40 protein-coding genes and 1 pseudogene are annotated in these 26707 nt (G+C 70.0%); 4 read left to right on the plus strand and 37 right to left on the minus strand.

The features are described 5' to 3' along the window. Window positions 1-145: 145 nt before the first annotated feature. From GKQ77_RS01425 to GKQ77_RS01505, 17 genes are all read right to left on the minus strand, one after another. The gene (locus GKQ77_RS01425) at window positions 146-451 is read right to left on the minus strand and encodes a WhiB family transcriptional regulator (protein WP_219686736.1); all 306 of its coding nucleotides are present in this window, start codon (window positions 449-451) and stop codon (window positions 146-148) included. Next, window positions 448-1086, minus strand: coding sequence for a hypothetical protein (locus GKQ77_RS01430; RefSeq protein ID WP_308117510.1), 639 nt, complete (start codon window positions 1084-1086; stop codon window positions 448-450). The genes GKQ77_RS01425 and GKQ77_RS01430 overlap by 4 nt, the downstream gene beginning before the upstream one ends. Continuing rightward, window positions 1083-1259 (minus strand): hypothetical protein, encoded by a 177-nt coding sequence (locus tag GKQ77_RS01435; protein WP_219686737.1) that lies wholly within the window; start codon window positions 1257-1259, stop codon window positions 1083-1085. Before GKQ77_RS01435 ends, GKQ77_RS01430 begins: the two co-directional genes overlap by 4 nt. Further along, the gene (locus GKQ77_RS01440; RefSeq protein WP_219686738.1) at window positions 1256-1513 is read right to left on the minus strand and encodes a hypothetical protein; all 258 of its coding nucleotides are present in this window, start codon (window positions 1511-1513) and stop codon (window positions 1256-1258) included. The genes GKQ77_RS01435 and GKQ77_RS01440 overlap by 4 nt, the downstream gene beginning before the upstream one ends. Next, on the minus strand, window positions 1510-1914 hold the full coding sequence (locus tag GKQ77_RS01445; protein WP_219686739.1) for a hypothetical protein: 405 nt from the start codon (window positions 1912-1914) through the stop codon (window positions 1510-1512). Before GKQ77_RS01445 ends, GKQ77_RS01440 begins: the two co-directional genes overlap by 4 nt. Beyond that, window positions 1914-2645, minus strand: coding sequence for a 3'-5' exonuclease (locus GKQ77_RS01450; RefSeq protein ID WP_219686740.1), 732 nt, complete (start codon window positions 2643-2645; stop codon window positions 1914-1916). The genes GKQ77_RS01445 and GKQ77_RS01450 overlap by 1 nt, the downstream gene beginning before the upstream one ends. After that, entirely contained in the window at window positions 2642-3421 is a 780-nt protein-coding gene (locus GKQ77_RS01455) for an ERF family protein (protein ID WP_258020694.1), read from the minus strand. Before GKQ77_RS01455 ends, GKQ77_RS01450 begins: the two co-directional genes overlap by 4 nt. Then, the gene (locus GKQ77_RS01460) at window positions 3418-4464 is read right to left on the minus strand and encodes a YqaJ viral recombinase family nuclease (RefSeq protein ID WP_219686741.1); all 1047 of its coding nucleotides are present in this window, start codon (window positions 4462-4464) and stop codon (window positions 3418-3420) included. Before GKQ77_RS01460 ends, GKQ77_RS01455 begins: the two co-directional genes overlap by 4 nt. Continuing rightward, window positions 4461-4709: a hypothetical protein gene (locus GKQ77_RS01465; protein WP_219686742.1), complete on the minus strand. Its 249-nt coding sequence runs from the start codon at window positions 4707-4709 to the stop codon at window positions 4461-4463. Before GKQ77_RS01465 ends, GKQ77_RS01460 begins: the two co-directional genes overlap by 4 nt. Further along, a complete protein-coding gene (locus GKQ77_RS01470) occupies window positions 4709-5197 on the minus strand; it encodes a hypothetical protein (protein ID WP_219686743.1) in 489 nt (162 codons plus the stop codon). Before GKQ77_RS01470 ends, GKQ77_RS01465 begins: the two co-directional genes overlap by 1 nt. Next, window positions 5190-5708 (minus strand): hypothetical protein, encoded by a 519-nt coding sequence (locus GKQ77_RS01475; RefSeq protein WP_219686744.1) that lies wholly within the window; start codon window positions 5706-5708, stop codon window positions 5190-5192. Before GKQ77_RS01475 ends, GKQ77_RS01470 begins: the two co-directional genes overlap by 8 nt. Then, complete coding sequence (locus tag GKQ77_RS01480; protein WP_219686745.1) at window positions 5705-6082, minus strand: hypothetical protein; 378 nt, start codon at window positions 6080-6082, stop codon at window positions 5705-5707. The genes GKQ77_RS01475 and GKQ77_RS01480 overlap by 4 nt, the downstream gene beginning before the upstream one ends. Beyond that, window positions 6079-6738, minus strand: a complete 660-nt coding sequence (locus GKQ77_RS01485) for a hypothetical protein (protein WP_219686746.1) — start codon at window positions 6736-6738, stop codon at window positions 6079-6081. Before GKQ77_RS01485 ends, GKQ77_RS01480 begins: the two co-directional genes overlap by 4 nt. Window positions 6739-6785: 47 nt before the next feature. Then, complete coding sequence (locus GKQ77_RS01490; protein WP_219686747.1) at window positions 6786-7355, minus strand: hypothetical protein; 570 nt, start codon at window positions 7353-7355, stop codon at window positions 6786-6788. After that, window positions 7352-7702 carry a hypothetical protein gene (locus tag GKQ77_RS01495; protein ID WP_219686748.1) on the minus strand — a complete coding sequence of 117 codons (351 nt, stop codon included), beginning with the start codon at window positions 7700-7702 and terminating at the stop codon, window positions 7352-7354. Before GKQ77_RS01495 ends, GKQ77_RS01490 begins: the two co-directional genes overlap by 4 nt. 92 nt (window positions 7703-7794) lie before the next feature. Beyond that, window positions 7795-7974 carry a hypothetical protein gene (locus GKQ77_RS01500; protein WP_219686749.1) on the minus strand — a complete coding sequence of 60 codons (180 nt, stop codon included), beginning with the start codon at window positions 7972-7974 and terminating at the stop codon, window positions 7795-7797. After that, window positions 7971-8261, minus strand: a complete 291-nt coding sequence (locus GKQ77_RS01505; protein ID WP_308117511.1) for a helix-turn-helix domain-containing protein — start codon at window positions 8259-8261, stop codon at window positions 7971-7973. Before GKQ77_RS01505 ends, GKQ77_RS01500 begins: the two co-directional genes overlap by 4 nt. A gap of 192 nt (window positions 8262-8453) precedes the next feature. Between GKQ77_RS01505 and GKQ77_RS01510 the strand changes: the two genes are divergently transcribed. Both GKQ77_RS01510 and GKQ77_RS01515 read left to right on the plus strand, forming a co-directional pair. Beyond that, window positions 8454-8909: a helix-turn-helix domain-containing protein gene (locus tag GKQ77_RS01510; protein WP_219686750.1), complete on the plus strand. Its 456-nt coding sequence runs from the start codon at window positions 8454-8456 to the stop codon at window positions 8907-8909. Between the two features lie 97 nt (window positions 8910-9006). After that, complete coding sequence (locus GKQ77_RS01515) at window positions 9007-9450, plus strand: hypothetical protein (RefSeq protein ID WP_219686751.1); 444 nt, start codon at window positions 9007-9009, stop codon at window positions 9448-9450. A 9-nt stretch (window positions 9451-9459) separates the two neighbouring features. Here GKQ77_RS01515 and GKQ77_RS01520 read toward each other — a convergent pair whose 3' ends face one another. Beyond that, complete coding sequence (locus GKQ77_RS01520) at window positions 9460-11052, minus strand: recombinase family protein (RefSeq protein ID WP_219686752.1); 1593 nt, start codon at window positions 11050-11052, stop codon at window positions 9460-9462. A gap of 122 nt (window positions 11053-11174) precedes the next feature. After that, complete coding sequence (locus tag GKQ77_RS01525; RefSeq protein WP_219686753.1) at window positions 11175-11369, minus strand: hypothetical protein; 195 nt, start codon at window positions 11367-11369, stop codon at window positions 11175-11177. 224 nt (window positions 11370-11593) lie between these two features. Between GKQ77_RS01525 and GKQ77_RS01530 the strand changes: the two genes are divergently transcribed. Beyond that, a complete protein-coding gene (locus GKQ77_RS01530) occupies window positions 11594-11824 on the plus strand; it encodes a helix-turn-helix domain-containing protein (RefSeq protein ID WP_219686754.1) in 231 nt (76 codons plus the stop codon). A 12-nt stretch (window positions 11825-11836) separates the two neighbouring features. On the opposite strand, the gene GKQ77_RS01535 is transcribed toward GKQ77_RS01530, so the two are convergent. The 7 genes from GKQ77_RS01535 to GKQ77_RS01560 form a co-directional block, all read right to left on the minus strand. Next, complete coding sequence (locus GKQ77_RS01535; protein ID WP_219686755.1) at window positions 11837-12082, minus strand: hypothetical protein; 246 nt, start codon at window positions 12080-12082, stop codon at window positions 11837-11839. 265 nt (window positions 12083-12347) lie between these two features. Beyond that, on the minus strand, window positions 12348-12518 hold the full coding sequence (locus GKQ77_RS01540; RefSeq protein ID WP_219686756.1) for an SRPBCC family protein: 171 nt from the start codon (window positions 12516-12518) through the stop codon (window positions 12348-12350). Window positions 12519-12579: 61 nt separating this feature from the next. After that, a complete protein-coding gene (locus GKQ77_RS01545; RefSeq protein WP_219686757.1) occupies window positions 12580-12921 on the minus strand; it encodes a DUF397 domain-containing protein in 342 nt (113 codons plus the stop codon). 158 nt (window positions 12922-13079) lie between these two features. Continuing rightward, the gene (locus GKQ77_RS33140; RefSeq protein WP_258020695.1) at window positions 13080-13211 is read right to left on the minus strand and encodes a hypothetical protein; all 132 of its coding nucleotides are present in this window, start codon (window positions 13209-13211) and stop codon (window positions 13080-13082) included. A 32-nt stretch (window positions 13212-13243) separates the two neighbouring features. Continuing rightward, window positions 13244-13435 (minus strand): hypothetical protein, encoded by a 192-nt coding sequence (locus GKQ77_RS01550; protein WP_219686758.1) that lies wholly within the window; start codon window positions 13433-13435, stop codon window positions 13244-13246. Then, window positions 13432-13917, minus strand: a complete 486-nt coding sequence (locus GKQ77_RS01555; protein WP_219686759.1) for a hypothetical protein — start codon at window positions 13915-13917, stop codon at window positions 13432-13434. The genes GKQ77_RS01550 and GKQ77_RS01555 overlap by 4 nt, the downstream gene beginning before the upstream one ends. Window positions 13918-14017: 100 nt before the next feature. Next, window positions 14018-15220, minus strand: a complete 1203-nt coding sequence (locus GKQ77_RS01560) for a helix-turn-helix domain-containing protein (protein ID WP_219686760.1) — start codon at window positions 15218-15220, stop codon at window positions 14018-14020. Window positions 15221-15302: 82 nt separating this feature from the next. Between GKQ77_RS01560 and GKQ77_RS01565 the strand changes: the two genes are divergently transcribed. Further along, window positions 15303-15968 carry an HAD family hydrolase gene (locus GKQ77_RS01565; RefSeq protein ID WP_219686761.1) on the plus strand — a complete coding sequence of 222 codons (666 nt, stop codon included), beginning with the start codon at window positions 15303-15305 and terminating at the stop codon, window positions 15966-15968. Between the two features lie 69 nt (window positions 15969-16037). Here the strand turns inward: GKQ77_RS01565 and GKQ77_RS01570 are convergent, their stop codons facing one another. The 11 genes and pseudogenes from GKQ77_RS01570 to GKQ77_RS01620 form a co-directional block, all read right to left on the minus strand. Then, entirely contained in the window at window positions 16038-16691 is a 654-nt protein-coding gene (locus GKQ77_RS01570) for a collagen-like domain-containing protein (protein WP_219686762.1), read from the minus strand. Beyond that, a complete protein-coding gene (locus GKQ77_RS01575) occupies window positions 16691-17005 on the minus strand; it encodes a hypothetical protein (RefSeq protein ID WP_219686763.1) in 315 nt (104 codons plus the stop codon). The genes GKQ77_RS01570 and GKQ77_RS01575 overlap by 1 nt, the downstream gene beginning before the upstream one ends. A gap of 20 nt (window positions 17006-17025) precedes the next feature. Beyond that, window positions 17026-17280, minus strand: a complete 255-nt coding sequence (locus GKQ77_RS01580; RefSeq protein WP_258020696.1) for a holin — start codon at window positions 17278-17280, stop codon at window positions 17026-17028. A gap of 11 nt (window positions 17281-17291) precedes the next feature. Then, window positions 17292-17633 carry a hypothetical protein gene (locus tag GKQ77_RS01585; RefSeq protein WP_219686765.1) on the minus strand — a complete coding sequence of 114 codons (342 nt, stop codon included), beginning with the start codon at window positions 17631-17633 and terminating at the stop codon, window positions 17292-17294. A 53-nt stretch (window positions 17634-17686) separates the two neighbouring features. Then, a pseudogene (locus tag GKQ77_RS01590) lies at window positions 17687-18352 on the minus strand (N-acetylmuramoyl-L-alanine amidase); the annotation flags it as partial. Then, entirely contained in the window at window positions 18352-18555 is a 204-nt protein-coding gene (locus GKQ77_RS01595) for a hypothetical protein (RefSeq protein ID WP_219686767.1), read from the minus strand. The gene GKQ77_RS01595 and the pseudogene GKQ77_RS01590, both read right to left, overlap by 1 nt. Window positions 18556-18617: 62 nt before the next feature. After that, complete coding sequence (locus GKQ77_RS01600) at window positions 18618-20243, minus strand: right-handed parallel beta-helix repeat-containing protein (RefSeq protein WP_219686768.1); 1626 nt, start codon at window positions 20241-20243, stop codon at window positions 18618-18620. 13 nt (window positions 20244-20256) lie between these two features. Then, complete coding sequence (locus tag GKQ77_RS01605; RefSeq protein ID WP_219686769.1) at window positions 20257-23400, minus strand: hypothetical protein; 3144 nt, start codon at window positions 23398-23400, stop codon at window positions 20257-20259. A 2-nt stretch (window positions 23401-23402) separates the two neighbouring features. After that, a complete protein-coding gene (locus GKQ77_RS01610; protein WP_219686770.1) occupies window positions 23403-25487 on the minus strand; it encodes a phage tail protein in 2085 nt (694 codons plus the stop codon). Between the two features lie 233 nt (window positions 25488-25720). Continuing rightward, complete coding sequence (locus GKQ77_RS01615) at window positions 25721-26227, minus strand: DUF7426 family protein (RefSeq protein WP_219686771.1); 507 nt, start codon at window positions 26225-26227, stop codon at window positions 25721-25723. Beyond that, window positions 26227-26697, minus strand: coding sequence for a phage tail tube protein (locus GKQ77_RS01620; protein WP_219686772.1), 471 nt, complete (start codon window positions 26695-26697; stop codon window positions 26227-26229). Before GKQ77_RS01620 ends, GKQ77_RS01615 begins: the two co-directional genes overlap by 1 nt. Window positions 26698-26707: the final 10 nt, after the last annotated feature.

Genomic DNA, 26707 nt, shown 5'->3' on the forward strand with positions numbered 1-26707 from the left:
GGCTCGGGCCGCCCGCGGAGGGCGTTGGGGGTGTGGCGGGGGCAGCGGAGACCGGTGAGGTAGAGGCGGACGTGGTCGGTCGAGCGGCAGTGGTGCTGTTCGGCGCCGATCCAGTGGGTGCACTCGGCGGGGCGCCGGTGGCCGTTCATGTGATCGCTCCGCGCCGCCTCAACTGCCGCCAGACGGCGTGGCGTTCGCGGCCGGTGAGGGCGGCGACGACGCCGTGTCGGTTGTCTGGGTGCTTCGCGCCTTCGTGGCGGATGATGTCGCGTAGGCAGGTGCGGTAGACGGGGCAGTCCTGACAGACGGCCTTGGCGGCATCGATGGCCTCGGGAGCCCGGCCGGGGAACATGACCTCGGGCTTGACGTCCGCGCACGCGCCACGCTTGCGCCAGTCGTCGGCGGTGGGGGTGTCGGGGGTGGCGCGCTGGTAGGGGGTGCGGCGAATCATCGGGCGGTCACCGCCTCGCGGTCCGGCCACCGCACCGAATCGAGAGCGCGGCGGTGCGTGTCCGGGACGACGGCGAGCGGGTAGCCGAGCCAGTGCAGGCCCATCGCCATGAGGATGTAGGCGTCGGCCTCGTCGTACTTCGCTTCGCCCTCGGTGGTGATCCCGTACGTCTCGGCCACGGCCTCCCGGAGGATCGCCTTGAGCGCCGTGCCCTTGAGGCGTTTCCCGGTGTCCGTGTCGACGGGCGCTGCGGTGCCGACGGCGTAGATCATGCGCTGGCCAGGCGTCACGACGGCGTACGGGATGCGTCGCTTCCACAGGTCGTGGCGGACCATCCACCGCATTGCGGCGAGCGCGTCGGCTCCCTGGTTGTTGTGCCCGTAGGCGGCGCCCTCGATGACGGCGAACCGTGCGTGACGGATGTGGTCGGCGATACCGGCGAGCTGCTGCTCGAAGCGGGAGTGCTGAGACTGGCCCTTGGCCTTGACGTAGTCCGTCCAGCCTTCGCCTGCGATGCCGCTGATGCCCATGGCGACGTCGAGGCCGATGACCTTGGGGATGTCGGTGGTGGGCCGGGGCCCGGCCGCCGTGGTGGCGGCCGGTGCCTCGGTGTCGAAGAGGGTGGGCGCGGTCACTGAGTCCCCTCGTTGGTCGTGGTGGTGAGGCCGAGGACGTGGAGGAGGTGCGCACGGTCGGCGTCGTCGCGGGCGTTCCGGTCGACGAGCCGGACGGCGGCCTCCGCTTCGGTGGGCGTGGCTCGTCCAGCGCAGAGAGCCGCGACGGCGTCGGCGTCGACCTGTCCCTTCACTGCTCGCTCCCGGTGACGTTCTGGCAGGTCCAGCAGGTGCGGCTACCGTCGCTGTGGATGGCGTGGAACGTCTCGCGCTGCTCGGCGCCACAGAACGCGAACTCGTTGGCCTCGATGTCGCCGTCCGCGATCGCGGCGGTGAGGACCTGCTCGTCGAGGAGCACGGGCGACTCATCGACCGGCGCGGGCAGAGCGCCGGGGCGGTGGCGGCCGGGGCCGCGCAGGAGGTTCCGTACGGCGGCGACGGGGTTCATACGAGCCCTCCGATCTTGTCGGGGCGGCGCTCCTGCCAGCTCGCGCCTGCCTCGACCGCCGGGCTGGTGAGGCCGAGGGCGTCGTCGAGGCGGGCCTGGAGCTGGTCGGCACGACGGGTCTCTGCGGCGAGAGCGACCCGGTAACGGGCGCAGGCTCGAGCCAGGCGGTCGATGCGGTCGGCCATGCCTTCGATGTCTGCGTCGTGAGCCGCCTCGGCGGCGGTCAGACCCTCGATCTGTTCGGTGAGGATCGTGTTGCGGCCCGCGGTGCGGATGGCCGCCGCCCGCTCAGCGGCGGCCTCCTTCTGCGCGGCGTCACGCTCGGCCTCGGCACGCTGGGTGCGCGCGTGCAGCTCGTCGACGAGCCAGTCCCGGCGGCGCCTGATCTTCAGTCCCCACATCAGCGGTCACCTGCCTGACGCGGGGCCGGGATGAGCGGCCACTCGACGCGGACGCCGTCGGCCTGGTGCTCCTTGCCGGGCGTACGCCGGAAATAGTCGGCGAGGCCCTCGGCCTGCTCGCGCGCCCACTCGATCTGCTTCTCGTGCAACAAGTCGAGCGAGGCGCCGCCGATGGCGGACTCCTTCTGCGCGATCCGCCAGACGACCCGGCACGCGGCGAGGGCGTCGGCGTCCGCCGAGTGCGCGCCGTCCAGACGCGCCCCGTAGGTACGGCAGAGGTGTGTGAGGGTCCGTCGGCCCTTGCGGTAGCGGTCGATGTGCTTGTCCAGGACGAGCGGGTCGACGACGCGGAGGCCGGTGCCGACGATGTCGGTGAGGGGTTGTACGCCGTGGCGGCGAGCCTCACGGTCGAGGATCGTCAGGTCGAAGCTGGCGTTCATCGCGACGACCGGGGTTCCGGCGAGGACGACCTTGGCGAGTGCGGCCACCAGCTGCTCGACGACCTCGGCCGCGGGGCGGCCCTCGGCGCGGGCCTGCTCGGTGGTGATGCCGTGGACCTTCGCGGCCTCTTCGGGGATCTCGATGCCGGGGTCGGCGAGCCATGTCGCGGTCTGGACGGGTGCGCCGCCGCCGCACTGGACGACGCAAGCGGTGACGATGCGGTCCTGCTCGACGTCGATGCCGGTGGTCTCCAGGTCGAAGCCAGCCATGCGGCAGAGGTACCAAGTCACTGGCCACCCCCGGCGAAGCGCTCCTGACCGGTCCGGTAGAGGAAAGCCCCGAGGGCCTCCTCGTCGCCGACCTCGTTCACGACCTTCGTGTCGAAGAGACCGGCCTGCTTGATCTCGTAGTTGATCTGCGCCATCCGCTGCCGGGAAGTGCCCAGTTCCAAAATCTCGTCCCGGTACGAGGCCGCCGTACGGGGCGGTGCCTCACCACGTTCGTGGCGGTCGGCGTCCGGATCCTGGTCGTGCGTCGGGGTGAGGCCGAAGCCGAGGAGCAGTGTGCGGAGCGCGACGGACTGCGCCTTCGTCGTCGACTTATCCGCCGTGTCGAGGGCCTCGCCCATCGTCTGGAGGGTGAGCGTGTCACCCATCGGCCCCATGATCGTCCAGGTGACGAGGACGGAGCACTCCCGCATCTTGCCGCCGCTCTTGGTCGACTTCTCCCCGTAGGTGGCTTCGACCTTGGACGACATGACGTTGACGCCGTGCTTCAGCGTCACGGGCCCAAAGACGTTGACGACGGTGTCGACCCCGCGGAAGTTGAACTTCGTGCCGAAGGAGTCGTACTTCTCGCCCTTGGCGATGGCCCGGATTTCCCGGCGGACCCGGAGCCAGGCGACACCGACGGGCACCATCTCCGGATCGTCTTCGCCAGGCTCGTAGTCGGCCATCGGATCCGGCGCCGGAGTGAAGTCCTCGACGGGCGGCGCGTCCTCGGCCGGGCCCACCGCGGGCGCGGTGCGGCCAGCGGCAGCCGCGGCCCGCTCAGCGATCGTGCTCATGCGTTGTGCTCCTCACGGACAGCGCGCGGAATGCTGATCTGGCGATAGGTGCGGTCCTCGACGCAGTCCGCGTACGCGTCCGGCCAGCGCTCGGCGAGCCGGGCGGTGTCGGTCCACTGCTTCGAGCGCTCGTCCAGCGACACGTGGACCCGCTCGAGGACGGTGGCCTGCTCGGCGCTGCCGAGGCCGGCGAGGATGCGGGCCTTCGCCGCCTTCTTCCGCTTCTCGGCCGCCACGTAGTCGTTGTGGGCGTCGAGGTACTCCTCGACGGCCTCCTGCGTGTCGACGTCGCGGGTGATGTCCACGGCCCCGGCCCGGTTGGGGTGGAGGCGGTCGTACAGGTCGAGGAGGACGTCCGGGTCGGCGTCGTGCTCCAGGACGGGCGGTCGCCGGTCGGTGATCTGCTGCCACGCTCGGGCCCCGGCGGCGCGCAGGTCCGCCACGAGATCGGCGTGGTCGGCCACCCTCACGACGAACTGGCGGTAGTCGTTGCCGCCGATGAGTACCGCGGCGTGGATGTGGTCGAAGCCGCAGACGTCGGCCTGCCACAGGGTCTGGACGAGGACGTCGTCGGCGACGCCGCGGCGGAACTGCCCGGCTTTCATCTTGTCGCGGCACTTGATCTCGACGGCACACTTCTCGGCGCCGTCGGCGAGCGGGCACTCCAGGACGCGGCGGTCGAGGGTGCACATCTGCCAGGTGCGTGCGGTGTTCTGGACCAGGCCGACGCGGCGGACCACGCTGCGGTTGCGGCGGGCCCACTCACGGGCGACGGTTTCCTCGAACGCGCGCCCCCAGAGGGCGGGTTCGGAGTCGTCGCTTTCGAGGGGGAGTCCGCCGGTCTTGTCGTGCCAGACGGACAGGGCGTTGCCGTACTTCGAGATGCCGAGGATGGCCGCGACGTCGCTGGAGCCGAGGCCACCGCGGCGGGCGGTGAGCCAGTCGGCGCGGTCGGCGTCGGCGGGGAGGATGAGGCGGCCGGTCGGTGTGACCCGGCGGCCGGCGGCCGGGGTAGTTGCCCCGGCCTGCGCGGTCGTCGTCATCCGGCATCACCGCCCTGACGCGGCTTAACGCCAGCGGCGTGGTGCCACTCGTTGTACTCGTCGGAGACCATGCCGGGCTCGCACCCGTCGACGGCGGCCTGCATGGCGGTCGCTGCGGCAAGGGCGAGCGTCGCGTGGCCCGTCATCAGTTGCGCCAGAGTGCCCGCGTCGCTGGAGTCGGGATGCCGCTTGACGAGGGCGGCCAGGCGCTCGGCCTCGCGGTAGTGCTCGGGTCCGGTCGCCATCAGGCACCGCCCTTCGAGGTCGTGGAGTTGAGGGAGTTGAGGGCGTCGGCCCATGCGTGGTCGGCGGGCCATGCGGCGCCGTACGCGGCCTCGTGACGGGCAGCGATCTCGCGGGCCGCAGCACGTCCGGCGCGGACCTCGCCTCGCTCGATCTGGCCGAGCACTCGCTCGGTGTCGGTCGACGGGCGGACTTTCTGCCCGCCGCGGGGCGGCGACGGATGGAGGGGCGCCGGGTTCTCGGTGCCGCGGTATCGGGCCTCGATGCGCGTGCCGTCGGTGGTGAGGACGATGCGGGCGTCGTACGCTCCGGCGGGCTGGTAGTGGTGGCCGGAGGGTCGGCCTGCTCGCCGGATCATGGAGGCGGTGTTCGTCCCGGTGGCGGGGTTCTGGTAGTCACCGACGAGCTGCCATTGGCCGGGCTTCGCCCGGAGGCGGGCCGCCACGCGGGCGTGGTCGACGCGGGTGTGGCGGGTGATCTGCTCAGACATCGCGGTCCGCCTTCCGCTCGCGGGAGGAATCGAGGGGAGCGGGAGCGAGCCAGGCGGCGACCTTGTCGCGCGCCTCCGCGTCGAAGAACAACGCGACCGGCCGCCCATCGCTGGCGACGGCGCCCACGATGAGGACGGGCGGGTCCTCGGGGGCGGGCTCCACCGCGGTGTCGAAGCGGTCCACGATCAGCGGGTCGGCGTCGGGAGTGGCCGTCGCCGCCTGAGCGGTGGCCTTCTCCCCAGCGAGGCTGCGCAGCGTGCGCGCTGCCTCGCGGACCATCTCGGCTGAGCCGGGGCCGATCCCAGACCCGGTGCCGTAATGCTCGGCGACGCGGGCCTCGGTCTCGTCGGCAATGCGCTCCAGCTCGACGGCGCCCTCGATGAGAGCCTCAGCCCGCAGAAGCGGGGCCGCCGCAGCGAGAACGGCGTCGGCCAGCGACTCGCAAGGCGCCATGAAGGTGGTCGACGGGTGCTGCTCGACCGCGTGGATTGCGGCGTCGCGGGCGCTCATGCGGCACCTGCCTCACGCTGGCCCGGCACTGGACGCGGCGCCGTCAGCACCGCCAGCCTGTCCCGCAGTCGCGCGACCTGCTCCCCGTACACCGGGATCACCCCGTCGTCCGCAACCTCCGCGAGGAGATCGGCGACCCGCTCGTCCCGCTCGTGCGCGGCGTGGGAGTCCGATCCCTGGTGCGCGGCCGACCGGGCCAACTCGGCGATGTACCGCAGGTCGTCGAGGAGACCGTGACCGTCCTCGTCCGCCGCCTGCGCGAGACCGAGGACAACCGCGGTGAGGTAGTGCGACACGTCGATGCCAACCCCAGCCGGGCGGGCGTCCACGTGGATCCGGAAGGGCCCGGTGACGGGCGTGCGGTCGGCGCTCATTCGTCGGCCTCCTCGTCGTACGCGGAGGCGATCTCCAGCGGCGTCACCACATAGCCGGTCGCCGATTCGGCGCCAGGAGAGCGAGGGACACGGAGTCGAACCAGTTCGGCGGCGCCGTCTTCGTCGACGTTCCAGGCCATGGGGGACACGGGGTCGTCGCGAAGCTCGTGCGCCTCGCAGTGCTCGTAGGCCGCTTGGCGGGTGGTGTATAGGCCCATCACGAACGACTCGTGCGATGCCCGGTACACAGTGAGCGGGGGCTCATCGGCTGGCTCGTCCTCGCGGAGGGCCTGCGTCGGCGCCAGCAGCCGCGTCAGCTTGTCCGCCGACCGCTCCACCATCGCGTCGGAGAGCGCCTCGTTCGTCGAATGCCGCTCCGCCTCCAACTCGGCGACCCGAACCCGCAGCGTCTCCAGCTCCCGCTGCCCCGCGAGGTGCGCATCGAGCGTGTCCCGCAACGCCGCGACCGTCTCACCGGCCGGTGACTCCGTGGCCACGCCCACCGGCACAGGCAGGGCATCCCCTGCGTCTTTGATCCCCCGCTCCGCCAGATCCGCCAGCGACGCCATCACGAACTCCGGGGCGCCCACCACGGCGCCGACCATCGCGTACAGAGCACGCCCATCCACCGTGACCGCGCGACGCACCCACGCCACGCCATCCGCAGTGGTAACCGCGACCGGGTCATTCGACGTCGGGGCGCTCATGCCGTCACCGCCGCGCGTACCGTCGTCGCCGGGTCACTGGGGTCCCGCCGGACTGAGCGGCACACCGTGCACTTCCACCCGTCATCCGGCAACGAGAACCACCAGTGGTGCTCCGCCCGGTCCTCAGACACGGGGCACGTATCCGCCACCCACACCGCATGCATGCGGTCCCGGCACGGGATACAGACGACAGCAGCGCCGCGCTCCTCGCCGAGCTTCACGAACCTCACGTCCGGCGGCCCGAGCTTCGTCGGGCACGTTGCGCACCGCTCCGGAACCACCCACCGCAACACCGGGCGGAAGTACCAGAGCTGCACCCGGGTGTCGTGCCAGACGAACGGCACCGCCATGCGGCGGCCGTCATCGGACACGTCCGCGCCGTGCTCTCCGGCGACAAGGCCCAGCGCGTGAGCAGCCTTCGCCTCGCCGAGGTCGTCAGCCAGCCCGCCGCTGAGGACCCAATTGCCGCCGTCCTCGGCGATCTCCCACGAACGAACGTCAGGCAGCCACGAGGGAGTTTCGGTGAGAAGCGCGTCCAGCGCCGCAGCCACAGTCAGGGCGCTCATGCCGCCACCGCCGCTCGGATGAACCCCATGACCTGCTCGCCCATCGGCACCGGCACCGACACCCGCACCGGCACCGACGAACCGTCACTACGCGCGGGAGTGGAGGTGAGGAGCGTCCACAGCTCCAAGCCGTCACCGGCCGAGCTGACGTGGATGGTGCCGCCCTGCTGCTGGAGCCACTCGCCGAGGTCGTCCAGATCCGCGACCGTGACGAACACGGCCTCGGCGCGCGGGATCACCGTCGGCGCGGGGAGGGGCAGGTGGTCGAGCATCGCTTCGACGGCGACGCGGTTGTCACTGATCAGCCCGTACTCGCTGATCCGGGGGAAGGTAGTCTCCGTTTTCACGGTGACCTCATCTCTCTTGGTGGTGAGGCGCCGTAGTCGTGGGGTCGCCGGGCCTGGCAGTCGGGCGGCCCTGCGGCGCTTGATGGGGTGGATCAGGCGGCTTGATCAGCCGCTGGAGGCAGCTCGGCCGCAGTGCGCCGAGCGGGCCTGGCGAAGATGCGGCGCAGGGTGTCAATGACCTCCTGCGGGGGCGCAGGGGCCTCGGCGACGCACTGGTGGATGTGATCGATGACGTCGTCGCCTAGGAGCGCGCGGCGCTCTTCGCGGGTCATGCGGCGACCTCAATGGGCACGCGCTGGATGACCTGTCGAAGGTCAATGTCGTAGGCCTCGACGAGGCGCATGGCCGAGTTCAGGTCAGGCTGCGTCTCGCCGTTCAAGATCCGGTAGACCGAGGACTCGGCGATTCCCGTACGGCGGGAGATCTTGCCGCCGGTGTGGTCACCATGTGCGGCAGCCGCTTCACGCAGCTTTTCAACGTCCAGACGGAACACGTAGTCACCCCCTTCCCGCCTCAGGTGGCAGGCGTCTTCCCTGGTAGCAGGCTGTTCCTTGCTCACGAGGGAGACTCTGCCATGACTCTCCCTCCCGCGCAAGGGAGGTTGCGACGGAGGGTGGTTGAATTTCAAATGCGAACGCTTGTTCGGTATAGGGGTTAGCCTGCATCTATGCAGGTGAGTGGCCTAATGGCGACCCTTGCGTGGGAGGGATTTTCTGGATACTCCCTAACGAGGGAGGTAGGGTTTTGGGTCATGGCAGACACCCCCCTCACCCACGCGCAGCGCTTCGCTGCCGTGGTCGTCCCCGCGGCCAAGCAAGCTGGCTACGTCGGGCACGGCGCACAGGCTCGACTAGCGCGAGATACCGGCATGTCCGAGAGCAGCGTCAGTCGCATGTTCCAGGGCAGAGCTATCCCCGAGTTGAAGTTCCTCGGCCCACTCGCTGAAGCCATCGGCTACAGCCCTGTCGCGCTGCTCGTTGAAAGCGGTCTCATTTCACCGGAGTCCACGCAGTCGCGGTACGAAACCGATCAGTCACAGGTAGGCTGGACGATCACTCCGGAGGACGCAGCAGACCGGCTCGGCATCACCGATGAGGTGGGGCGGCAGATGTTCGCCGCAACCGTTGAGCGTCTCAAGCGTCTAGAAGATGAGGACGCCGGTGATCACACCGACGACACCCGCGGAGGCACAGCAGCGCGAATGTGAGGCGGGGGCGTATATGGCGACAGGCGCAACACAGACAACAGCCGTAGCCGCAGCTGTCACAGCAATAACGGGGATTTCGCTCGCCACCCATGGCGTCGTGCAATCCGATGTGGCGCACACCCTTGGCGGGGTGTGCTTCACCATGATCGCCCTAACGCTCATCATCCTTCTGGCGATCCGACAATGGATCACCGACACTCACGCCGAAAGGGCGAGGCTGGCGGAGGCGACACGAAGCGCCACAGATGAGCACGCCCGCTACATCACCGCGCAGGCCGTCGTCGAGATGGAGCGTCAGCGCCTCACCCGTGACGCCGCAGCGGACCGAGCGCAAACCCTCACCATGCTCGCCGCCGAACGCGCCGCCATGCAGGACGCCTTCGAGGAGCAGCGGGCGCAACTCGTCTCCGACGCGCTGGAGATGGGAGCCAAGATGTTCCGCGACCATGCAGCGAACGACGCAACCCAGCATGGCCACGCCCGAGTATTCGAATTCCCCAAGCAGGAAACCGAGAGGGCCAGGAGCCGCGACGTCCAGTAGCACCCCGCGCTACACAATCCGCCCCGCAGACCGCCTAGTGGCCGGCGCGGACGCCCGTGACGAGGTGTGCGGCCGAAAGCCCGGCTGGCCCACGAACGACAGCGTGATGCGGCCCGGTTCGATACGACGCACCCCCCGCGCCCTCGCCTTGTACAGACGGACCGTGACCACCGCTCGGTACACCGTCCGGCGCTGTGGCACCGTCAGACGCTGCCACAGCGCATCCACGTCCTCGGCACTCAACAGGCGCCGCACGAGCGGCGGTGCAGACGTAACCTCGCCAGCCTCCTCCGCCGCTTCGATCTGGGGGATCAACTGCGCCTCGATTGCTGCGAGCGACGCAATCGACAGAACCGGGCGGCCCTGGGCCGTCATCTGGCCCGCCTTCGCGCGAGCCTCTTCCAACTGCTCGGTCAGAGCCTGGGCCAGCGCGCGTGACGCGGCGGCAGCCTTCTGCTCCGCATCGTTACGGAAGGCCTCGGCAGCGGCCGGGCTGGAAAGCCACTGGACTACTGCCTCTTCGACGTAGGCCTCCAGCGTTTCCTTCCGCATGACGGTGTCGTAGCGCAGGCGGCACGTGTAGTTCAGGTACCCCCGCCCCTTCAGGACCTTCAGGTACGGTTCTTCTTCGCACTCGCCGCAAAGGCCGAGGAATGACAGCTCGTGCTTCACGGACGAGTCGTGTGTCGTGCGCCGCTTCGGGTCATTCACGATCTTCTGCACGTTGTGAAACGTCTGGATGAACCCCTCGTCGTCATTCCCGTTCGAGATCGGTGGCCATGCGGCATCACCGATGATCTCGCCCTGAAACACTCGTTTCCCGATGTACCCCCAGTTCCGCAGCATGCTGGACAAGTGGTCGTAGCGCCACGGGATACCGGGCTCCTGCTCGCCGTCCTCGTTCATGCCGCCGGGGAGTCGGTCTCCCTGTGACTGGAGGTCGTGCAGGATCGAGTACATGCTCTCGCCTGCCTCAACACGCTGAAAAATATCGACAACGACAGAGCCGCGCTCGGGAAGTACGTACTGCTCTACGAGGTCGCCTGTGTCCGGGTCGTAACGACGGCCATACCCCCAGAGGATCCGCCCGTGCGGGGCGCCCTTCTTGGCCTGCGCACGCGTCGTGCGGAGCACACGATCACGGATGCCCTCCGCCTCGTCCTCTGCGGCGATGGCGTCCTGCGCGGTCGCCTTGCGGTCCTCGCGCTTGGAGAGGTCGTAGACCTGGCCGTTGTAGCAAAGGAGGACATTGTTCGCCATGCAGGCGTTGCGGAGCCGGATGTAGGCCTCGATGTCCCGGTAATAGCGGGACGCTTCGAAGGCGACGACAATGCGCCCACGGCCGGCCTCGATGGAATCGATAAGTGCCTCGAAGTCCTTGCGGGCGCGGCGGGCGTGACGGCTCGCGCTGCGGTCGATGTCTTGGTCGAAGACTTCGGCGATCGGCCAGTTGAAGGTGTCGCACATTTCGCGCCCCGTGTTGATCTGATCGGCGACGCTGCGGCCCTTCTTCTTCGGGTCGCGGGAGGCGCGGCCGTAGAGCAGAGCGTGGAACACCGTGTCGGGGAAGACCATGTGCAGGTACTCGGGCGCGATCGGCATGGGTCGAGCGTAGCGACCCATCTGCCTGAGCAACATTGTCCGGAGCGAATATTACTGAAACAGATGGGTTACGTTCAGAGATCTTCGTTGCTCGTGAGCAAGATCGGATCTGTGACCTGCGGTTATGCTACGGCGATCTCGTCAACCACGTGCAGCACGTCGTCGAGTCGGGACTTTAGCCGCTCGACCTGCATCAGCAGTGCGGTGCTCTCCAGTGAAGCGAGATCGGCTGCGCGCACGAGTTCCAGGTCGCGGCGCGCGAAGTCGATGGTGGATGCCTGTGAGGGGGACAGGCGGTAAGCGGGCTGCTCGTGCATGAGGGACTCCTTCGCCTGTCGGGGCGCTGGCGGGCGGGCGCTTGGGGGTTGGCATATGCCGGTGCAGCGTAGGTAATTGAATGCCACATGCAAGGGGATGGACAGAGCGCCACCCGAACGGACGTTTTAATCACAGAGGTCTTGTGATCATGGGCAATTAATGATCCAAAAATGTACGGTCGGCTATACAGACAGTTGATCACTCGGCCGCGAGTGTTGAACGGGTGCCGTCTGCTCCGCCCACGCCCCGCGTCCTCGCCGCCCGACGCGCCGTCGGCGAACGCATCCGAACGGCCCGCATTCACGCGAACCTGACGCAAGAACGCCTCGCCGAACGGGCGGGCATGGAACGCCAGGCGGTCAACCGCATCGAGCAGGGACATTCGTCGCCCGTCCTCGACAACCTGATCCGCATCGCGGACGCTCTCGGCGTACAGCTGCGCGACCTCGTGTAGCGGGGGCCTGCATCACTCGGCCCGTCCACCGCGAGCCTGCGCCCTCGCCGTCTTCAGGGCGGCGCTCTCCTCGGCGCTCGGGCAGCGGCACCGACAGTCCATCTCGCGGGCGAGGATGACGATGCGGGTGCCGTCCACGGCGAGGGTGGTGGTCAGCAGGCAGCCGTGCGGCTCGGTGCCGCCCCCGGTCAGCAGTGCGACGAGGCAGGGCGGGCAGGGCACCGGTTCCAACTCGGCATCTCGGGCGGTGTGGGACACGGCTTCCTCCTCCTCATCGTCTGCGGGTGATGGGCGGCCCGCCCCGTGGGTCGGCAACGGGCGGGCCGCCCTGTCCCGTCCGCGACCCTCCCCAGGGCCCGCGGACGAGGGCCTACACGGACGAGCTGGTGATCGGCTCGCCCGGACACGGACGGGCGGCCACCCCATGGATGAACTCCGCGAGCGGGGGTGGCCGCCCTGTTCCCGCTACGCGGCCGGTGCGACGGAACCACGGCGGGGCTCAGGGGGCAGGTGGCCGGCTGCCCTAACTCCAGTACGGGCTGTTCAGCAGTTGGATCTCGCGCTGCACGATCACCCACGTCTGCTCGGGCGTCCGCCCCAGGGGCGTGCACACATGGCAGATGTACGTGCCCACCGCGCTGCGGATGGCCGGGAGCGGCGGGCCCGTGTGCTGGGTGCACTCCGGGCCGCCCACGAGCGAGCGGCAGTTGTCAGCCGGTGGCGTGCAGGTCGCGGCCAACTCGGCGGACGGCGGGTCAGGCTGTGGCGTCCGCCGCCGCAGCGTCGAGTTCTTCCGCGCTCGCACGGAACTCGTCGAACTCACCCGCGATCACCCCATCGAAGAACTTGCTGATCTCCACCCGGGTCATGAGGAGCACGGGCGACTGCGGGTCTTTGTCGTCGCTGATCGCGACCAGGCGCGTGCCGTCCGGGATGCTGTGGTGCGGGTGCCCTTCGGCGGGCGGCGCCGCGGCGAGGATCACGCAGTCCTTCAGGATCGGGTCGAGGTCGGTCCGGCCGGCCTTGCGCCAGTCGAGGCCGGGCGCGGTGTGGTGCTCGTAGGGGATGGTGGTTCTGCCGTTGGTGAGCGTGCCCATGGGGCGCCTCCTGCATAGTGGGTGGATGGGGCTCCCCCGCGGTGTGCGGGGGATGATCAATCGCCGCTTGCGCGGCGGAAGTGGTGGGTGCCGCGAGGTGAGCGGCGTGTAGGGGCTGAGCCAGGCGGCGCCCCTCGCCAGGGGCACGGCCCGGGGGTCTACCGCTGGGTGCGCCGTACGAACGCGGGCTGCTCCGGGCACTTCTTCTTGTGCCACCAGAGGACGGCGCCGCCCGCCGAGATGGAGGCCTTCTCCATGGACGTGCCGGGGTACTCCTTGGTGATCGGCATGTCACAGCGGCAGCAGAACCGGCCGCCCTCGCTCATTTCGGGCCGCCGGTCTCGCCCGGCGCGGCTGGTGGCTCGCGGTGGGCTTCTAGTGTCCGGCGCAGAATGCGGCCCTTGGGGCAGACGCGGCCCAGCATGTGACATCGGTGGCAGCCGTAGGTGTGCGAGGCGATCATCTGGCGGATCTCCACCTGGTCCGGCTCCGGAGCCTCGGCCCGCGGCGTCATCGCTGCGCCTCCTGGTGGACGCCGAGCCCGAAGCTGATGAGCGCCTCGACGGTCTCGGGCTCGCACAGGTCGCCCTCGAACCGCGGGGGCACCACCCAGTACGTGCCGGGCGGCTCGGTGCGGCCGATCCTCGGTACGCCGAGGTAGCTACCCGCGCCGAGGCAAGGCGCGACAGCCTGGTGCGTCCACGCGCGCTCGGCGCGGGGCCGCATGAGGGCGTAATACGTGCCGCCCATGGCCAGGTTGTCGTAGATGACGGGGCCGTTGAGGGCTCGGCCGAGGAGCACGGCGACCGCCTGCGGGGCCGTCGTACACACTGCCGCGAGCACAAGCCGCTCGGGGAGGCGGGCCACCTCGAACCTCGAGCCGAGCGGGAGTAGGGCGACTCCAGTGTCGCTCCACTCCCGCTGCGCCTGCTCAGGGGCTCGTTGTGCATAGGCGAGCCATGTGGCGATCTGGTTCACGTCTTGTCGCACGATCATCGCGCCCTCACAGTCCGGTGACTTGCCTCACACCGTGACCGTAGGGGCCTTTGCTGGGCACACCCGAGCTGAGAGTTCGGGTGGACTACAGGCTCGTCAGCTACACGAGCCCGATCCGCACCGCCAGCTGCTCGGCCTGCCGGGCATGCATCGCCCGCGCCCGGCGGATCACGGTCAACACCAACTGCCGTGCGAGAGGTGTCCGAGCGAGATCCTCCGGGGCAACGGCCTCCAGGCCGAGCAGGGCCAGCAGCACGGCGGCGTCATCCCGACGCTGGCTGTGGCAGGCGGCGACCTCCAGGCCAAACGTGAACTCTCGCTCCAGCGAGGGCAAGTCGCTCGTGTCGATGGCGTCCGCGGTATGCAGGGCCTCGCCGGTTTCGCCTGCCTCCATGTCGATGGACAGTGCGTGCAAGGCCACGTTGGTCGGCCCGAACACCGTCCAGCCCACATTGCTACTGTCCGGCACCATGCGCGCCGCGGGCGCCGCGTGCTGACGGAGGCGATCACGGGCATCCGACCAGCGACGGCGACGCGCAGCCCCGACCACAGCGACGAGCTGGAGGGCGCCACCCATCGCCGCTCGCTCGGCTTCCGGCATCTGGGTAGCAGCCAGTTGCTCTGCCGCCCGGAGCGAAAGCTCCTCTGCCTCGCCGGGCTGGCCGGCGGCGAGCAGGACGTGGCCCAGATTCCACTGCGCAGCGGCGATACGGAGTGGGTCGTCGGCGTCTTCCGCAGCGCGCATCGCGCGGTCGGCAGCGATGGTGGCGAGGTCAACGCGGCCAGTTCGACGCAGGTAGGACCGGAGCAGACAGTAGAGGTCCGCAGCCGCCCGCAGTACACCGCGGCGCTCCGTTGGATCCGTCCCGGCCCGAACGGCGCGTACGGCGTACTCGGTATCGGCGACCAGGCCGGGCAGCGTTGTGGCCGCGCGGGTGAAGCGGTCGCCATCGGTCTGCCAAGACTGCCATGCGGCCTCGACCCGGCCCCTCAGCTCGGCTGCCGTGGCACGCGTAGGACTGGCGGTCGGTGCGTAGCCCAGGAGCGCTCGCCCCACTGCGGCCTCCGCCGTGTCCGTTGCTTCCTCCGCAGCAGGTGGCTGTTCCGAAAGCAGCGCAGCAGTGGCTACCCCCAACTCCTGCGCGAGCGCGTACAGGATGGGCAATGACGGCACCTTGAGACCACGCTCGATCTGGGAAAGGTAATCCGGAGAAATGCCCACCAGGCCAGCGACCGCATCTTGCCGCCGCCCTCCGCGGTAGTGCCTGATCCGGTCCCCGATTGGGAGATCTGATGCCACCATGCGCCCGCTCCTTGCTCGCTATGCCTGAGCGTAAGGTGCCCGCAAGGCGGGGACACAGGAATGCATCGAGAGAGGGGGCGCCGTGACGAAGCTGGTGCTGTGGGACATCGACCATACGCTGATGGCCACGGGCGGCCTGGGGCGTGAACTGTGGGCTCAGGCCTTCGAGGAGGTGACCGGGGTCGAGATGAGAGAGCAGGCGTCTGTCACCGGGTCGACGGAGCGGGTGATTCTGCGGGAGACCGCGCGCCTGCACGATCTCCCGTACAGCGATGAGCTGTTTGAGTCCTTCGCCCGCGCTCTCGGCGCCGTGCATGTCCGTCGGGCCGCCGAGCTGCGCGAGCGCGGGCACGCGCTGCCCGGAGCCGCTGCTGTCCTCGCTCGTCTCGCAGAACAGGGTGTGCGTCAGACCGTGGTGACGGGCAACGTTCGCCGTGCGGCCGAGGTGAAGCTCGCGGTCTTCGGCCTCGACGACTACCTGCGGCTCGACGAGGGGGCGTACGGAGAGGACGGAGAGGAGCGCCCCGAGCTTCTGCGCGCGGCCATGGCCCGATCCTCCACTCGACGTGAGGACGCAGTGTTCCTGGGGGATACACCAGCGGACGTGGCGGGAGGGCTGGAGGCTGGTGTGCAGATCGTTGCGGTCGCCACCGGGCGCACTTCTGCGGAGGAGCTGCGTGACGCTGGTGCCGACGCAGTGCTCGAAGGACTGACGGACACGGAAAAGGCGCTCGCTGCCATCGTGTAGGCGGTGGCCTGGTCCTGCGCCTGGACATGACGAAAGGGCCCCCTACGCCCGAAGGCGAAGGGGGCCTGCTCATCGGTACTGGCGCCGCTGCGGATCCAGCGCTGCCTGAGGCTTCGGTGGTTCATCGCCTGTCGGATCAGGTTGCGGCGCTCCGTCGCGACGGCAGACGAGCGCGTCCGGGTCGTCGGCCGGTGCCTGGAGGCTGTAGCCGTCCGGGCACGACGGCCCGGCCGGACCACGCTCCCCGTCGGCGCCGTCCTTCCCCGGCGGGCCCGCTGGGCCCTCGGGTCCGGCCGGGCCGGGCTCGCCCTGCGGCCCCGGCGGGCCCGCGGCGCCGTCCGCGCCCGGAGTCCCAGCCTCGCCGTCGGCTCCCGGCTCCCCGCCCGGGCCGGTAACGCCCTTCTTACCCGCGGCGCCGTCCTCCCCGGGCGGGCCCGGCTTCCCGGATTTTCCGGCCGGGCCAGGCTCTCCCCGTTCCCCGCGCTCGCCCTGGGGGCCGCGGGGCCCGGTGATGGACTCGCCGCGGCTGCCGGGAGGGCCCGCCACGGGCTTCCCACCGAGCCTTTGAACCTGCGAAGCCAGGGCGTCCCTCGCCTGGTTGGCGGTGCGCAGGTCGTGGGACAGCTGCGAGGTCTGCCACCAGATGTACGCGACGAGGAGCGCCAGGAGCGTGCCGAGGAGCAGCACGAACGGGTCACGGCGCGGGGGCCGGTGCGCGCTCATCAGGTCGCCCCCCGGTTCGTGTTGTAGAGCTGGATGGCGAGGAGGAGCACCGGCACGATCAGCGAGAAGAAGATCAGGCGGCGGTCCGCGATCCGCTGCCTCTCCTTCTCGGCCAGCTGCTCCTCCAGCTTCACGACCCGGGCCACGAGGACGGTGTGCCGCTCGTCCTGCGCCTCCTGGCCCAGCCGCAAGATCTCGCCGTCCACCTTCTGGCCGACGAGCGCGACGACTCCGTGGATGTCCTCCTTCAGGTCCTGGCGGACGTCCTCCAGGCGGCGGACCAGCTCCCCGGTTGTCCACTGCTCGTCAGCCACGTGTGCGGCCTCCTGTCAGGTCAGATGGAGGTCGGGCGTCGCGGAGAGGTCGGCGTGGCGACGGTCTCGGTCAGGCCGGGGCCGACGGGTCCGCCGCTGGTGACGATCGCGGTCAGGACGGCGGCGAGCGAGGCCAGGCCACCGACGGCGGCCGCGTCGCCCCAGCTGGTGTTGAGCAGGCCGAGGCCGTCGGCGCCGGCGATGCCGAGGACGGCCTGCGCGAAGGTGCGCACCGCGCGCTCCAAAGTGGCCTTCCAGAAGGCGAAAGTGTTCATGGCCATCTCCTTCAGACGGGCTGCGCGAGCGAACGGCAGCCGATGACGGTTCCGGAGGCGTTACGTACCTCGCGGTAGGGGGCGAGCAGGTCGCTTCGCCGGTCGGCCAGCGCGAGCGCGACGACGAGGGAGACGATGTACTGGTAGCCGTCGCGCTTGGGCGGCAGATTCTGGGCGTGCCCGAACTCGACCATCTCGAAGGTGAAGCCGCCGCCCAGTTCGATGGTGGCGAGCCGAGCAGGCGTGGCCTCGGGCTCGATGACCTCCCGCAGGTGAGGTTCGAGGTCGTCGATTCCGTCCTCCCGCTCGTGCGCGTACAGGCGGATCGGGTGCGGGGTGAGGTTGAGGATCACCGTCAGCCCTTCTCCAGCGCGGTGACGCGCTTCTCCAGAGCGGTCAGCCGCTCCTCGGTCGTGGGCTTCGGGGTGGTGGGCGGCTTGGTGTCGCCAGGCGTCCAGCTCGCGGGGTGCTTCAGCCGCTCGGTGACGCGCGCGCGGATGTCCGGCATCGAGACGCCGGGCCCGTGGGGGTCGATCTTTCCGGGCTGCCACTCGGCGTGGCCGATGACGGAGGTGGGACCGCCCTTGCCCCAGCCGTGCGCGCGGCACAGCGCCGCCGAGGCCCGCACGATCGCCTCGACCTGCACTGCGGGCCACGGGTCCTTGCCGTCGCCGAGGTTCTCGCACTCGAAGCCGTAGAAGTGCCGGTTGCCGTCGGTGGACGCCTCGTTGTCGGCGGGCAGCGGCTTCTCGTCGATGACGGCCTGGAGGACGTCCTCGTCGCCGAGGCCCGCGTGGTTGGCACGGCCCCACCCGACGAGGTGCACCTGCCCGTCCTTGGTGATGACGCCGTGGCACAGCGGGCCCGGCAGGGATGAATGCCCGTCCCGGCAGATCTGCACGGTGGCGGCGCTGCCTTTGGTCACGGTGTGGTGGATCATCACGCCATGCACCGGGCCCCAAGCACCTTTGTGGTTCCGGTTGCGGGTGGACCAGCCCGTGACCTCGACGACGCGCACGCCCTCGGCGCGGAGCGCGGCCAGCGCCTTCGCGGCGGACAGCGGCGCGGCCATCAGCGGCCACCTGCCTGCGATGCGGCGTCCGCGCCCGCCTGGTAGAGGGAGCTGGCGGCCACGGTCCACGCGGCCTGAATGTCCTCGCCGAGGTCCTCCCACGGCGGCATCGTGCGGCCGTCATGGGTGAGTCCGCCGGTCACCTCGCCGTACGCGGCGTACGCCCGCTGTCCGAGATCCTGCGGGAGTGGATGCAGAGCCATGAGCCCTCCAGGGCATGAAAAAGGCCCCGGCCAAGGGCGCGGGGCGTGCAGGGGTGGAGCTGTTACTGGATGTCGGTAGCGGTCGTGTTCGGGGTCGTGGACGCGTCGTCGATGCCCGTACCGCCGGAGCCCGACCAGGTCCCTCGGCAGTCGTTGCCGAAGCGATGCACGCCCGTGTTGCCAGAGGCGATGGACAGGCCCCGGACGGCCTTCGTGGCGGGGGTGGAGCCGGGGCGGCACTTGTTGCCCGTCACGGCGATGCCTGCCACGGCCGTGGTGGAGAAGCGGATGGCGTACGAGCTGGAGTTGTTGCGGTTCGCGCCGTCGACGAAGTTGCTGCGGACCTGGATGTCCGTGCCGGGCCCGTTGACGAAGATGCCGGTGTCTCCGGCGTCACGGATCGTGTTGCCGATCAGGTTGGAGTTGTCGGAGGCGACCATCGTGATTCCGTGGTCCCCGGCGGTCCAGATCACGTTGCCGCTGATGACCGTGTTGTTCTGGTTCTCCGTTGAGATCCCTGTGTTGTCGACGTTGGAGATCACGTTGTCCGCAACCGTTGCGCGGGAGACGCGGTTGAGGCGGATCCCGCTCTGATTCCCGCTCGTGCCGTCGATGACGTTGCCGGTGATGGCCAGGTTCAGGATCGTGCCGGACGTCTCGCCCTGGGCCACGATGACGTTGTCGTAGCCGCCGCCGTTGCGGAAGCTGTTGCCCGTGACGGCGATGTTCCGCATGCTCTGGGAGGCGTTGGTCTGGGTGCCGTCCGGGAGCTTGGTGTCCTCCAGGTCTCCCACGATCACGGTGCGGATCCTGACGCCAGAGCCGCAGCTGACGAAGGTGTTCCCGCTGATCGTGACGTCTTCCCAGTTGTACGCGGAGATCGCGAACTGGAGGAGGTTCTCGAAGCTACAGTCACTGATCCGGATGCGGCGGTGCCACTTCGTGATCGTCGCGGAGTGGGAGCCGATACCGCGCGGCCAGGCGGTGGTCCCGGCCGTGCCGCTGTCCCCGAAGTGGCAGGCGGAGATGGTGACGTCCTTCGTCTCCGTGCTGTCGTACGGTCCGAAGCCTCCAAAGACGGCGTTGCTCTTCGCCAGGTCGAGCTGGAGCGCCTCCGAGAAGTCCCTGCCCCCGGGATCGACGTAGCCACGGAAGCGGCAGTTGGTCACCAGCGCGTGGTTCGTGGAGTTCAGCTCGACCGCATGGAAGCCGGGGGTGTCCCTGATCTCCAGGTCCCGGATGACGATGTCCGTGGCGTGACCGATCGAGATGCACATCGCGCTCGCGGTCAGCCCGGCGGTGGTGCCGCGCATGTTCCACAGTCCGCCCTCGATCGTGATGCGGGAGTGACCGGTGTACCCGCCCAGGGACTGGCCCGAGTCGCCGTTGATGAGCATCGTCCCGGCGACGTTGCGGCGGAACTCGGCGCCTTCCATGAGGGTCAGCCTGGTGTTGTTGTAGATCCTCAGGGTCTGGCCGATCAGGTAGACGCCCGGCGGCACGAGGACCTGGGCGCCGCCGAGGTCGCGCGCCAGGTTGAGGGCGAGCTGGATTCCCGGGGCCGCGTTCGTGGACCCAGACGCGTCCGCCCCATAGTTCGTGGCGAGCAGCGAGGCGGACTGCGCCATCGCGCCAAGGCGCCCGGCGGTGACATCCATGCCGGGCAGCCAGTTCACGGGCGTGGTCAACGGGTGCCCTCCTTCACAGTGAGGCGATGGCGGGCCGCGCGAGGCTCACCGCAGTACCGGATGAGTGGGGTTTCACGACGCCGTTCACCGAGCGCACGACGGTCAGCCGCTGCTCGCCGGGGCCCGCAAGGGCGGAGGCCGCGGTCACGCTGACGTGCTCGCCGCCGAGTTGGAGCAGGATTGGCATCTCGGCGGGGTCGGTCGTCCAGGGCAGGCCGGCGCTGACGACGTCCAGCGTCGTCGCGGTGGCCGTCGCCGGGGCGAGCAGCTGGCATCCGTCGGTGTCGGCCTTCGCGGGCTGGTAGACGCCGAGGATGATGCGGAGGTCGTCGATGTAGACGGCGTCCTCGCCGGACGCGGTGCTGTTGTCCTTGGCGTAGCGGAACAGCACGACGCTCTTGCCGGTCACGTCGAGGGTGGTCTTCGTCCACGGGGTGACGCCCTGCGCGCGCAGGACTTGCACGCCGTCGACGAGGACCAGGAGCCGGTCGCCCTGGAACCCCGCTCCGCTCGCCTCGCTGCTCGTGCGGTACCAGAACGAGAACGACGCCGCCCCGGAGGGCAGCGTCAACGTCGCGTCCGAGGTCTGGTTGTTGCTGATCGTGCCCGAGCGCAGTGACGACGTGCCCGAGCGGGCCTGTGCGCTGGTCCGCGTCCACGGCAGGTTGCCGCCAGCCGTGACCGACACCTCGTAGGTGTCGTCCTCGAAGCCCTCGTGGATGACGTTGATCCTCGCGAGGTCCCAGGGGCCGCCCGGCTCGCACGTGAACGTGATCTCCCACGTGCGCGGCAGCAAGACCTCGCTGTAGCCGGTGACGATCAGGTCGACGGGACCGTACGCCGTCCACGGCGGCAAGTTCACGAGCCGGATCACGTCGCCCTCGCGCAGGGCCAGGACGTCGGGGATCAGCTCCGGCCGTCGGTGCAGGAGAACCCGCACTGAGGGGTAGCGGGCGCCGTCGAAGGTGCCCAAGTGCAGCCGCCAGTAGGACTGGTGGACCGGCTGGACGTCGTCGTCGAGATTCAGCGTGACCGACTCGTCGTACAGGCCGATCCCCGCAGGCGGCGGCTGCACCGACAGCGGCCCCTCCTCCAGGACCGCGCGCGCCGAGCTGCCGCCCGTGCGAGTGACGGTGATGTCGTTGCGGGTCGCGGTGTCGTCGTCGACCGGGTCCAGCGGCGGGCTGATCTGCCCGGCCGCGTAGTCGAGGACGAGCGCGGGCTCCTGCGTGTACAGCGAGGAGCGGTCCCGGTAGAGCAGTCCGAGCCGCTCGCGGGACTCCAGGAGCATCCCGCCGTCGGCCTCGGCCGCCTCCTGGAGGAGCGCGAGCAGGGTCTGCGGGCGCTGAGGGCCCACGCGTTCGGTGGCCAGCGGCCCGGCGATGCGGGCCATGGGGATGTTCTCCTCGGTGGCCAGGCGCAGCATCCGCGCCCACGCGGTCTCGCCCGCATACCCGTCGTCGGAGCCGGTGTAGAGCGCGCTGTCGGCGGTAGGCAGCACGGACAGATGTCCGACCGCCCAGCCCTCGGTGAGCGGGCCCCAGTTGGCAGTGAGCGCGGTGACGCGCCCGGGCACGGCAGCCATGGTGTACGTCCCCGCGCCCGCCTCACCGCCCACGTCCTGCCAAGCGAGCTGGAATTCCATGGTGCCGCCGCCGAGGTCGCGGGCCCACAGGCGCATGCGTACCCAGCCGTGGAAGACGTCGCCGCCGATACCGAGCTGCTTGAAGGCGATGTCGGTGCCGCTCGCGTCGTAGCCCCAGAGACGGGCCGTCCCCGCGCGCATGCCCACCACCCAGCGGCGGACGGTGCCGGTGGTCGAGATGCTGATGACCTCGGCGTGCGGGCCCGTGCCGGGCGGTGTCTTGTCGTCGGCGTTGTAGACGAACTCCACCTGCCACTGTCCCGGGTCGGGATGCGCGGGGACGATCGCGGAGAGGGTGGCTGCGGCAGTGAGCCTGGGCAGTGCCTTGGACGAGGGCAAGGTGTCGACAGCCGCGAACTCCACACCCGTCACGGCCGCCGGGCTCACGCCCGGGATCGGCGAGTAGGCGCGGGTCGCCTCCCGCTCCTCCTCCATCGCCCAGTACGCGATCGGATTCCCCGACGGGATCCGGCGCCGCAGCGTCGAGTCGAGAGCCTTCTGCCCCTGCCCGTACCGGCGCAGGATGCCCGCGGCCTCCACCGTCGTCCACACGGCCTGACCGGACGGCACCCACTTCTGCGGCCACCGCGCGATCTCCCCGACAAACCGCTCGATCCTGTCGGCGATCGTCGCGCCCCCGACGAGAGTCCACACGCGGCCGGCCGAGTCGGTGAAGCCGGTCGTCCCCACGGGCTGCGCTGCGAAGTTGGGCGCGGCGACGATCGTGCCGCCGATGCCGGATCGGACCTCGGCGGCGTAGACGCGGCCCTCCAGCGCGCGGCGCGGCGGGCTCGTGGTCAGGTCGCTGGGGGCGATGACGAGCGGGGCGGTGGACGCGTACATCGTGACCGGGTTGTCGGCGACCGAGTCCGTCCCGATCTGCGTCCACGGCCCGGCCAGGGTGGGAGCCCAGTAGTGGCGGACGATGTAGTGCCCGGCGCCGTCGTCGGCGTCCAGCGTGACCCGCAGTGCGGCACGGGGCGGCAGCGCGGGCAGCCTCTCGAAGGAGAAGGGGCCGCTGGTGCCGTCGCGGGTGACGTGCAGGTACAGGGCGCCGTCCTGGAGGCGCAGGTGGTAGGAGCGGTCACCCGGGGCGCCCCACTTCCCGATGAGCATCATGGCGCCGGGCCCGTGCCAGTTGGCGGCGCCTTCCCAGCGGAGGTCGAGGTCGCCGGTGATGTCGAGCGCCGCTGCGTCGGGGGTGGAGGCGTAGCTGGTGGGGTCGCCGTCGAGGTCGAGGAAGTGGTCGCCGCCGGGCAGCCAGATCCTGACGGGGGTGTTGCGGCCGATGAGCCCGTAGTACGGACTCATCGGGTTGCGCGGCGAGTATCGGCCGTCCCGGTTGTCGATCTTCAGCGGGCACGTCGCCGGGTCGGCAGCCGTGCCCGAGTTGCGGATCCCGCGCGCGTGCGTGATCGGGTCGGCGGTCTTCACATCCGCCGTGATGTCCGTCCACACCGTGCCGGTACGGATCTCCACACGCAGGCCGAGCGGATCCTCGGGAAACGCCACGGTCACCTCCCCAGAACGAATTGGACGTTGCCGCCGCGTGCGCCCACCGCGTCGCGCAGCGTGCCGATGACGAGGTCGGAGAAGCCGCTGCCGTCGGAGCGAAGCGTGAAGACCTGCGGTGTGGAGCCGCCCGAACTGGAGGCGCCGCCTCCTGCGGCACCGGCGCCCATGGCCAGGGCGGCCGACGGGGTGGGCGTGCTGACGAGGTTGGCCATCGTCTTGTCGAGGACGCCCGCGTTCTCCTCTGCGCCCATCGCGATGCCGGGCGGGATCCAGTGGCCGATCTCGTCGGCCATCAGCCGCGACGGCGAGCCGATGTCCAGGGCCCTGGCGATGGGGCCGGGGATGATGCTCTTGGCGAAGCTGATCAGCTGGCCCTTCAACCAGCTGCCCATAGATTTGATGCCGTTCCACAGACCGCGCACGACGTCCTTGCCCTTGGAGACAAGCAGGCCTGAGAGGGAGCCGATCGCGCTGGCGATTCGGCGCGGCAGGCCCCGCACCCATCCGAGGAACGCCGAGGCCTGTGCCGCTGCGGCGCTTTTGAAGGCCGTGAACCCCCGGACGGCTGCGGTGCGCAGGGATCCCGCCAGCCCGGCCAGGGCGGCGCCCGCGCGCCCGGGGAGGCCTCGGAGCCAGCCCACCAGGGCGGTGAACTGCTGGACTGCGGCGTCCTTCGCCGCGCCGAACCAGCCCGAGATCAGGCCGGGCAGGCCAGCGAACCAGTTCAGCGCGGTTTTGATCCCGGCGATCGCGATGTCCGTGGCAGTCTTGATGAAGGACCAGGCCGCTGACCAGGCGGTTTGGAACCACGTGGTCTTGGTCGCGATCAGCACAATGATCGCGATCAACGCCGCGATGGCCGCGACCACCCAGAAGATCGGGCTGGCGAACATGGCCGCGTTCAACTGCCACTGCGTCGCCGTCCAGATGGCGTTGCGGGCCGCGACGATCGTCTGCGCGACCGCCCACAACTTCATCGCCACCGTGACCGTGCCGATCGCCACAGCGAGCGCCGTAAGGACGGGAGTCGGCGTGGCGTTGATGATCGCGGCCAGCCACGTCGCGAGCTGCGCCGTCAAGCCGATCAGCGGAGCGATCGCCACCAAGAGCTTGGCGGCAGCGGCCGCCAGCGTGGCGAGCATCTGCCCGCCCTCCTTGGCCATAGCCAGGAAGTCAGCGAAGCCCTCCGACCCCTTGAGCGCGGTGGCCCAGTCGGCGAAGGCCTTCGACATGGCCACGAGGCCGCCCGTCGTCCCCTTCGACGCGGGCGCGAAGGCCGCCAGCAGCCCGCCGAAGCCGACCGCCAGATTCTTGATCACTTCGAGGAAGCGGCGGAGCGCGGGCCCGGCCGCCTCGGCCATGTCCTTGGCCCACTCCTTGAAGCCGGCCGACTTCACGCCCTTGCCGACGTCGTCGAGGAAGTCGCTGATCGCGGATGCCGCGGCCTTCACGAACGGCGTCAGCATCGGGAGCAGGTCCCGCAGGATGCCGATGCCCTTGGTGAACACGGGCATGGTCGTGCTGGACATGGAGTCCGACCAGCCCTGGTAGTCCTTCTTCAGGCCGATGAAGGCCTTCGCCGTCTGCTGTGTCGCAGGCGGCAGCTCGGACATCGCGTCCTTGTACGCCTTCTGCTTCTCCGCCGCGTCCGCCGCCCCGGACGCGACCGCCTTCTGCGCCTCCTCGGCGAGCTTGGAGACCTCGGTGACGGACTCCAGCTGCGGGCCGGCCGCGAGGCTGAACGCCTTAACAGCGAGCCCAGCCGCCGCGCCGGCCGCCGCGAGCCCCATGAGGGCGGTGGTCGCCGCGGCGACCACGGGCAGCCCCACGCCGATGCCAGCCACCGCCGGGCCCACACGCCGCAGAGCGTTCACGGCGGTGCGGGCGCCTGCGCTGATGCGGCTCCCGAACGCGCGCCCGGCCGCATCGCCCTCGGAGACGAACCGGCCGTGGATGTCGCGAAGTCGGCCGTTGACGTCGCGGGTCAGGCCCTCCATCCGCAGGCGCGCGCTGTTCAGACCACGGACGAATCCGGAGTCGTCCGCGCGCAGTCCTGCGACCAGATCGCCGAGGTGGAGGGCCATGAGCGCACCCCCTCGGGGAGATCAGTGTCGAGGAGGGCGCCGCGGCTGCTTGGGCTCAGGCGGGGCGAAGTGCCTGGCCAGGCGGCACTCGGTGGAGAGCAGGCCGAGGATGCGGATGCGCAACCATCGCCAGGTGCGGGCCCGCATGAGGCCGGGGGTGTCGAGGTCGATGCCGTAGATCTCGTGGAGGTCGGCCTCGATGAGGGCCCACTCGTCGAGGAGCAGGCCCCAGGTCAGGTCTTCGCGGCCTTTCGGGCGCGGGCGGTGGCCTTGCGGGTGCTCGTACCACTCGTAGAGCCCCGTGACGGGGTCTTGCTCGCCGCAGCCGATGAGGCCGCTCGGCGTGCTGCCCGGTTCGGGGCTACCCGAGAAGGGTCGCCGTCGGCCTCCCAGTACTTCTCGGCGGCGTCGAGTCCGGCGGTGATCCACATGACGGCGGTCATGGCGACGTGCCGGAATCGGCTCCACCTCAGGCCGACCGACAGCAGGTCGTCGTAGGCGTCGCCGAGGGCCGTCCTGTAGAGGTCGAGTTCCTGCGCGTCGTCGAGGACTTCGGAGTCCATCGGGGTGCCGGAGTCAGCCATGCGCGCGGTCTGCTCCATGAGCGTCTGCACCTTCAGGCCGTCCTCGGCGGGCGGGGAGGGGATGCGGAAGTCGCGTACCTCGCCGCTCGGGAGGCGTACGGGCAGGGTGAGTGCGTCGTCCTGGAACTCCTCCAGGACCTTGAAGTCCCCGGCCATCAGGCGGCCATCGGGTTCGTGATCGGGGTGAGCGGGCCCGTGCCGGTAAATGTCACCTGGACCTGGTCCAAGTCCCTGGCTTCGCCGCCCTGGGGCTCCCAGTTGGGCAGGCCCTTGCCGACGTACGCCTCGGGCAGACCGTTACGGTCGAAGAAGCGGAGGTGCACCTTGGACGGCTCGCCGTAGGCGAAGAAAGCCAGCCGGATCGCCTCGTGCACCGCGCTGTAGGCGGTCGAGTCCGGGGTCGCCTTGCGGTTGAACGTGACCTCGACCTCCCAGTCCTGGCCGGTCTTGGTGTTCTCACCCCACCCGTCGGTGTCGTACGAGGTGTCGTCCTCGTGATTCGGCTCGGCCGTCCACTGGAATTCCGTCACGGCGGGGCAGAGCTGCCAGTCCGGCACGGCCTCGGTGCCCATGTTGATCTCCAGCCGCCACCGGCGGGCCAGAGCGGTCTCGGTCGGCGTCGACATGACGGCCTCC

The organism is Streptomyces anatolicus, from assembly GCF_019400875.1.
Classification (GTDB): domain Bacteria; phylum Actinomycetota; class Actinomycetes; order Streptomycetales; family Streptomycetaceae; genus Streptomyces; species Streptomyces anatolicus.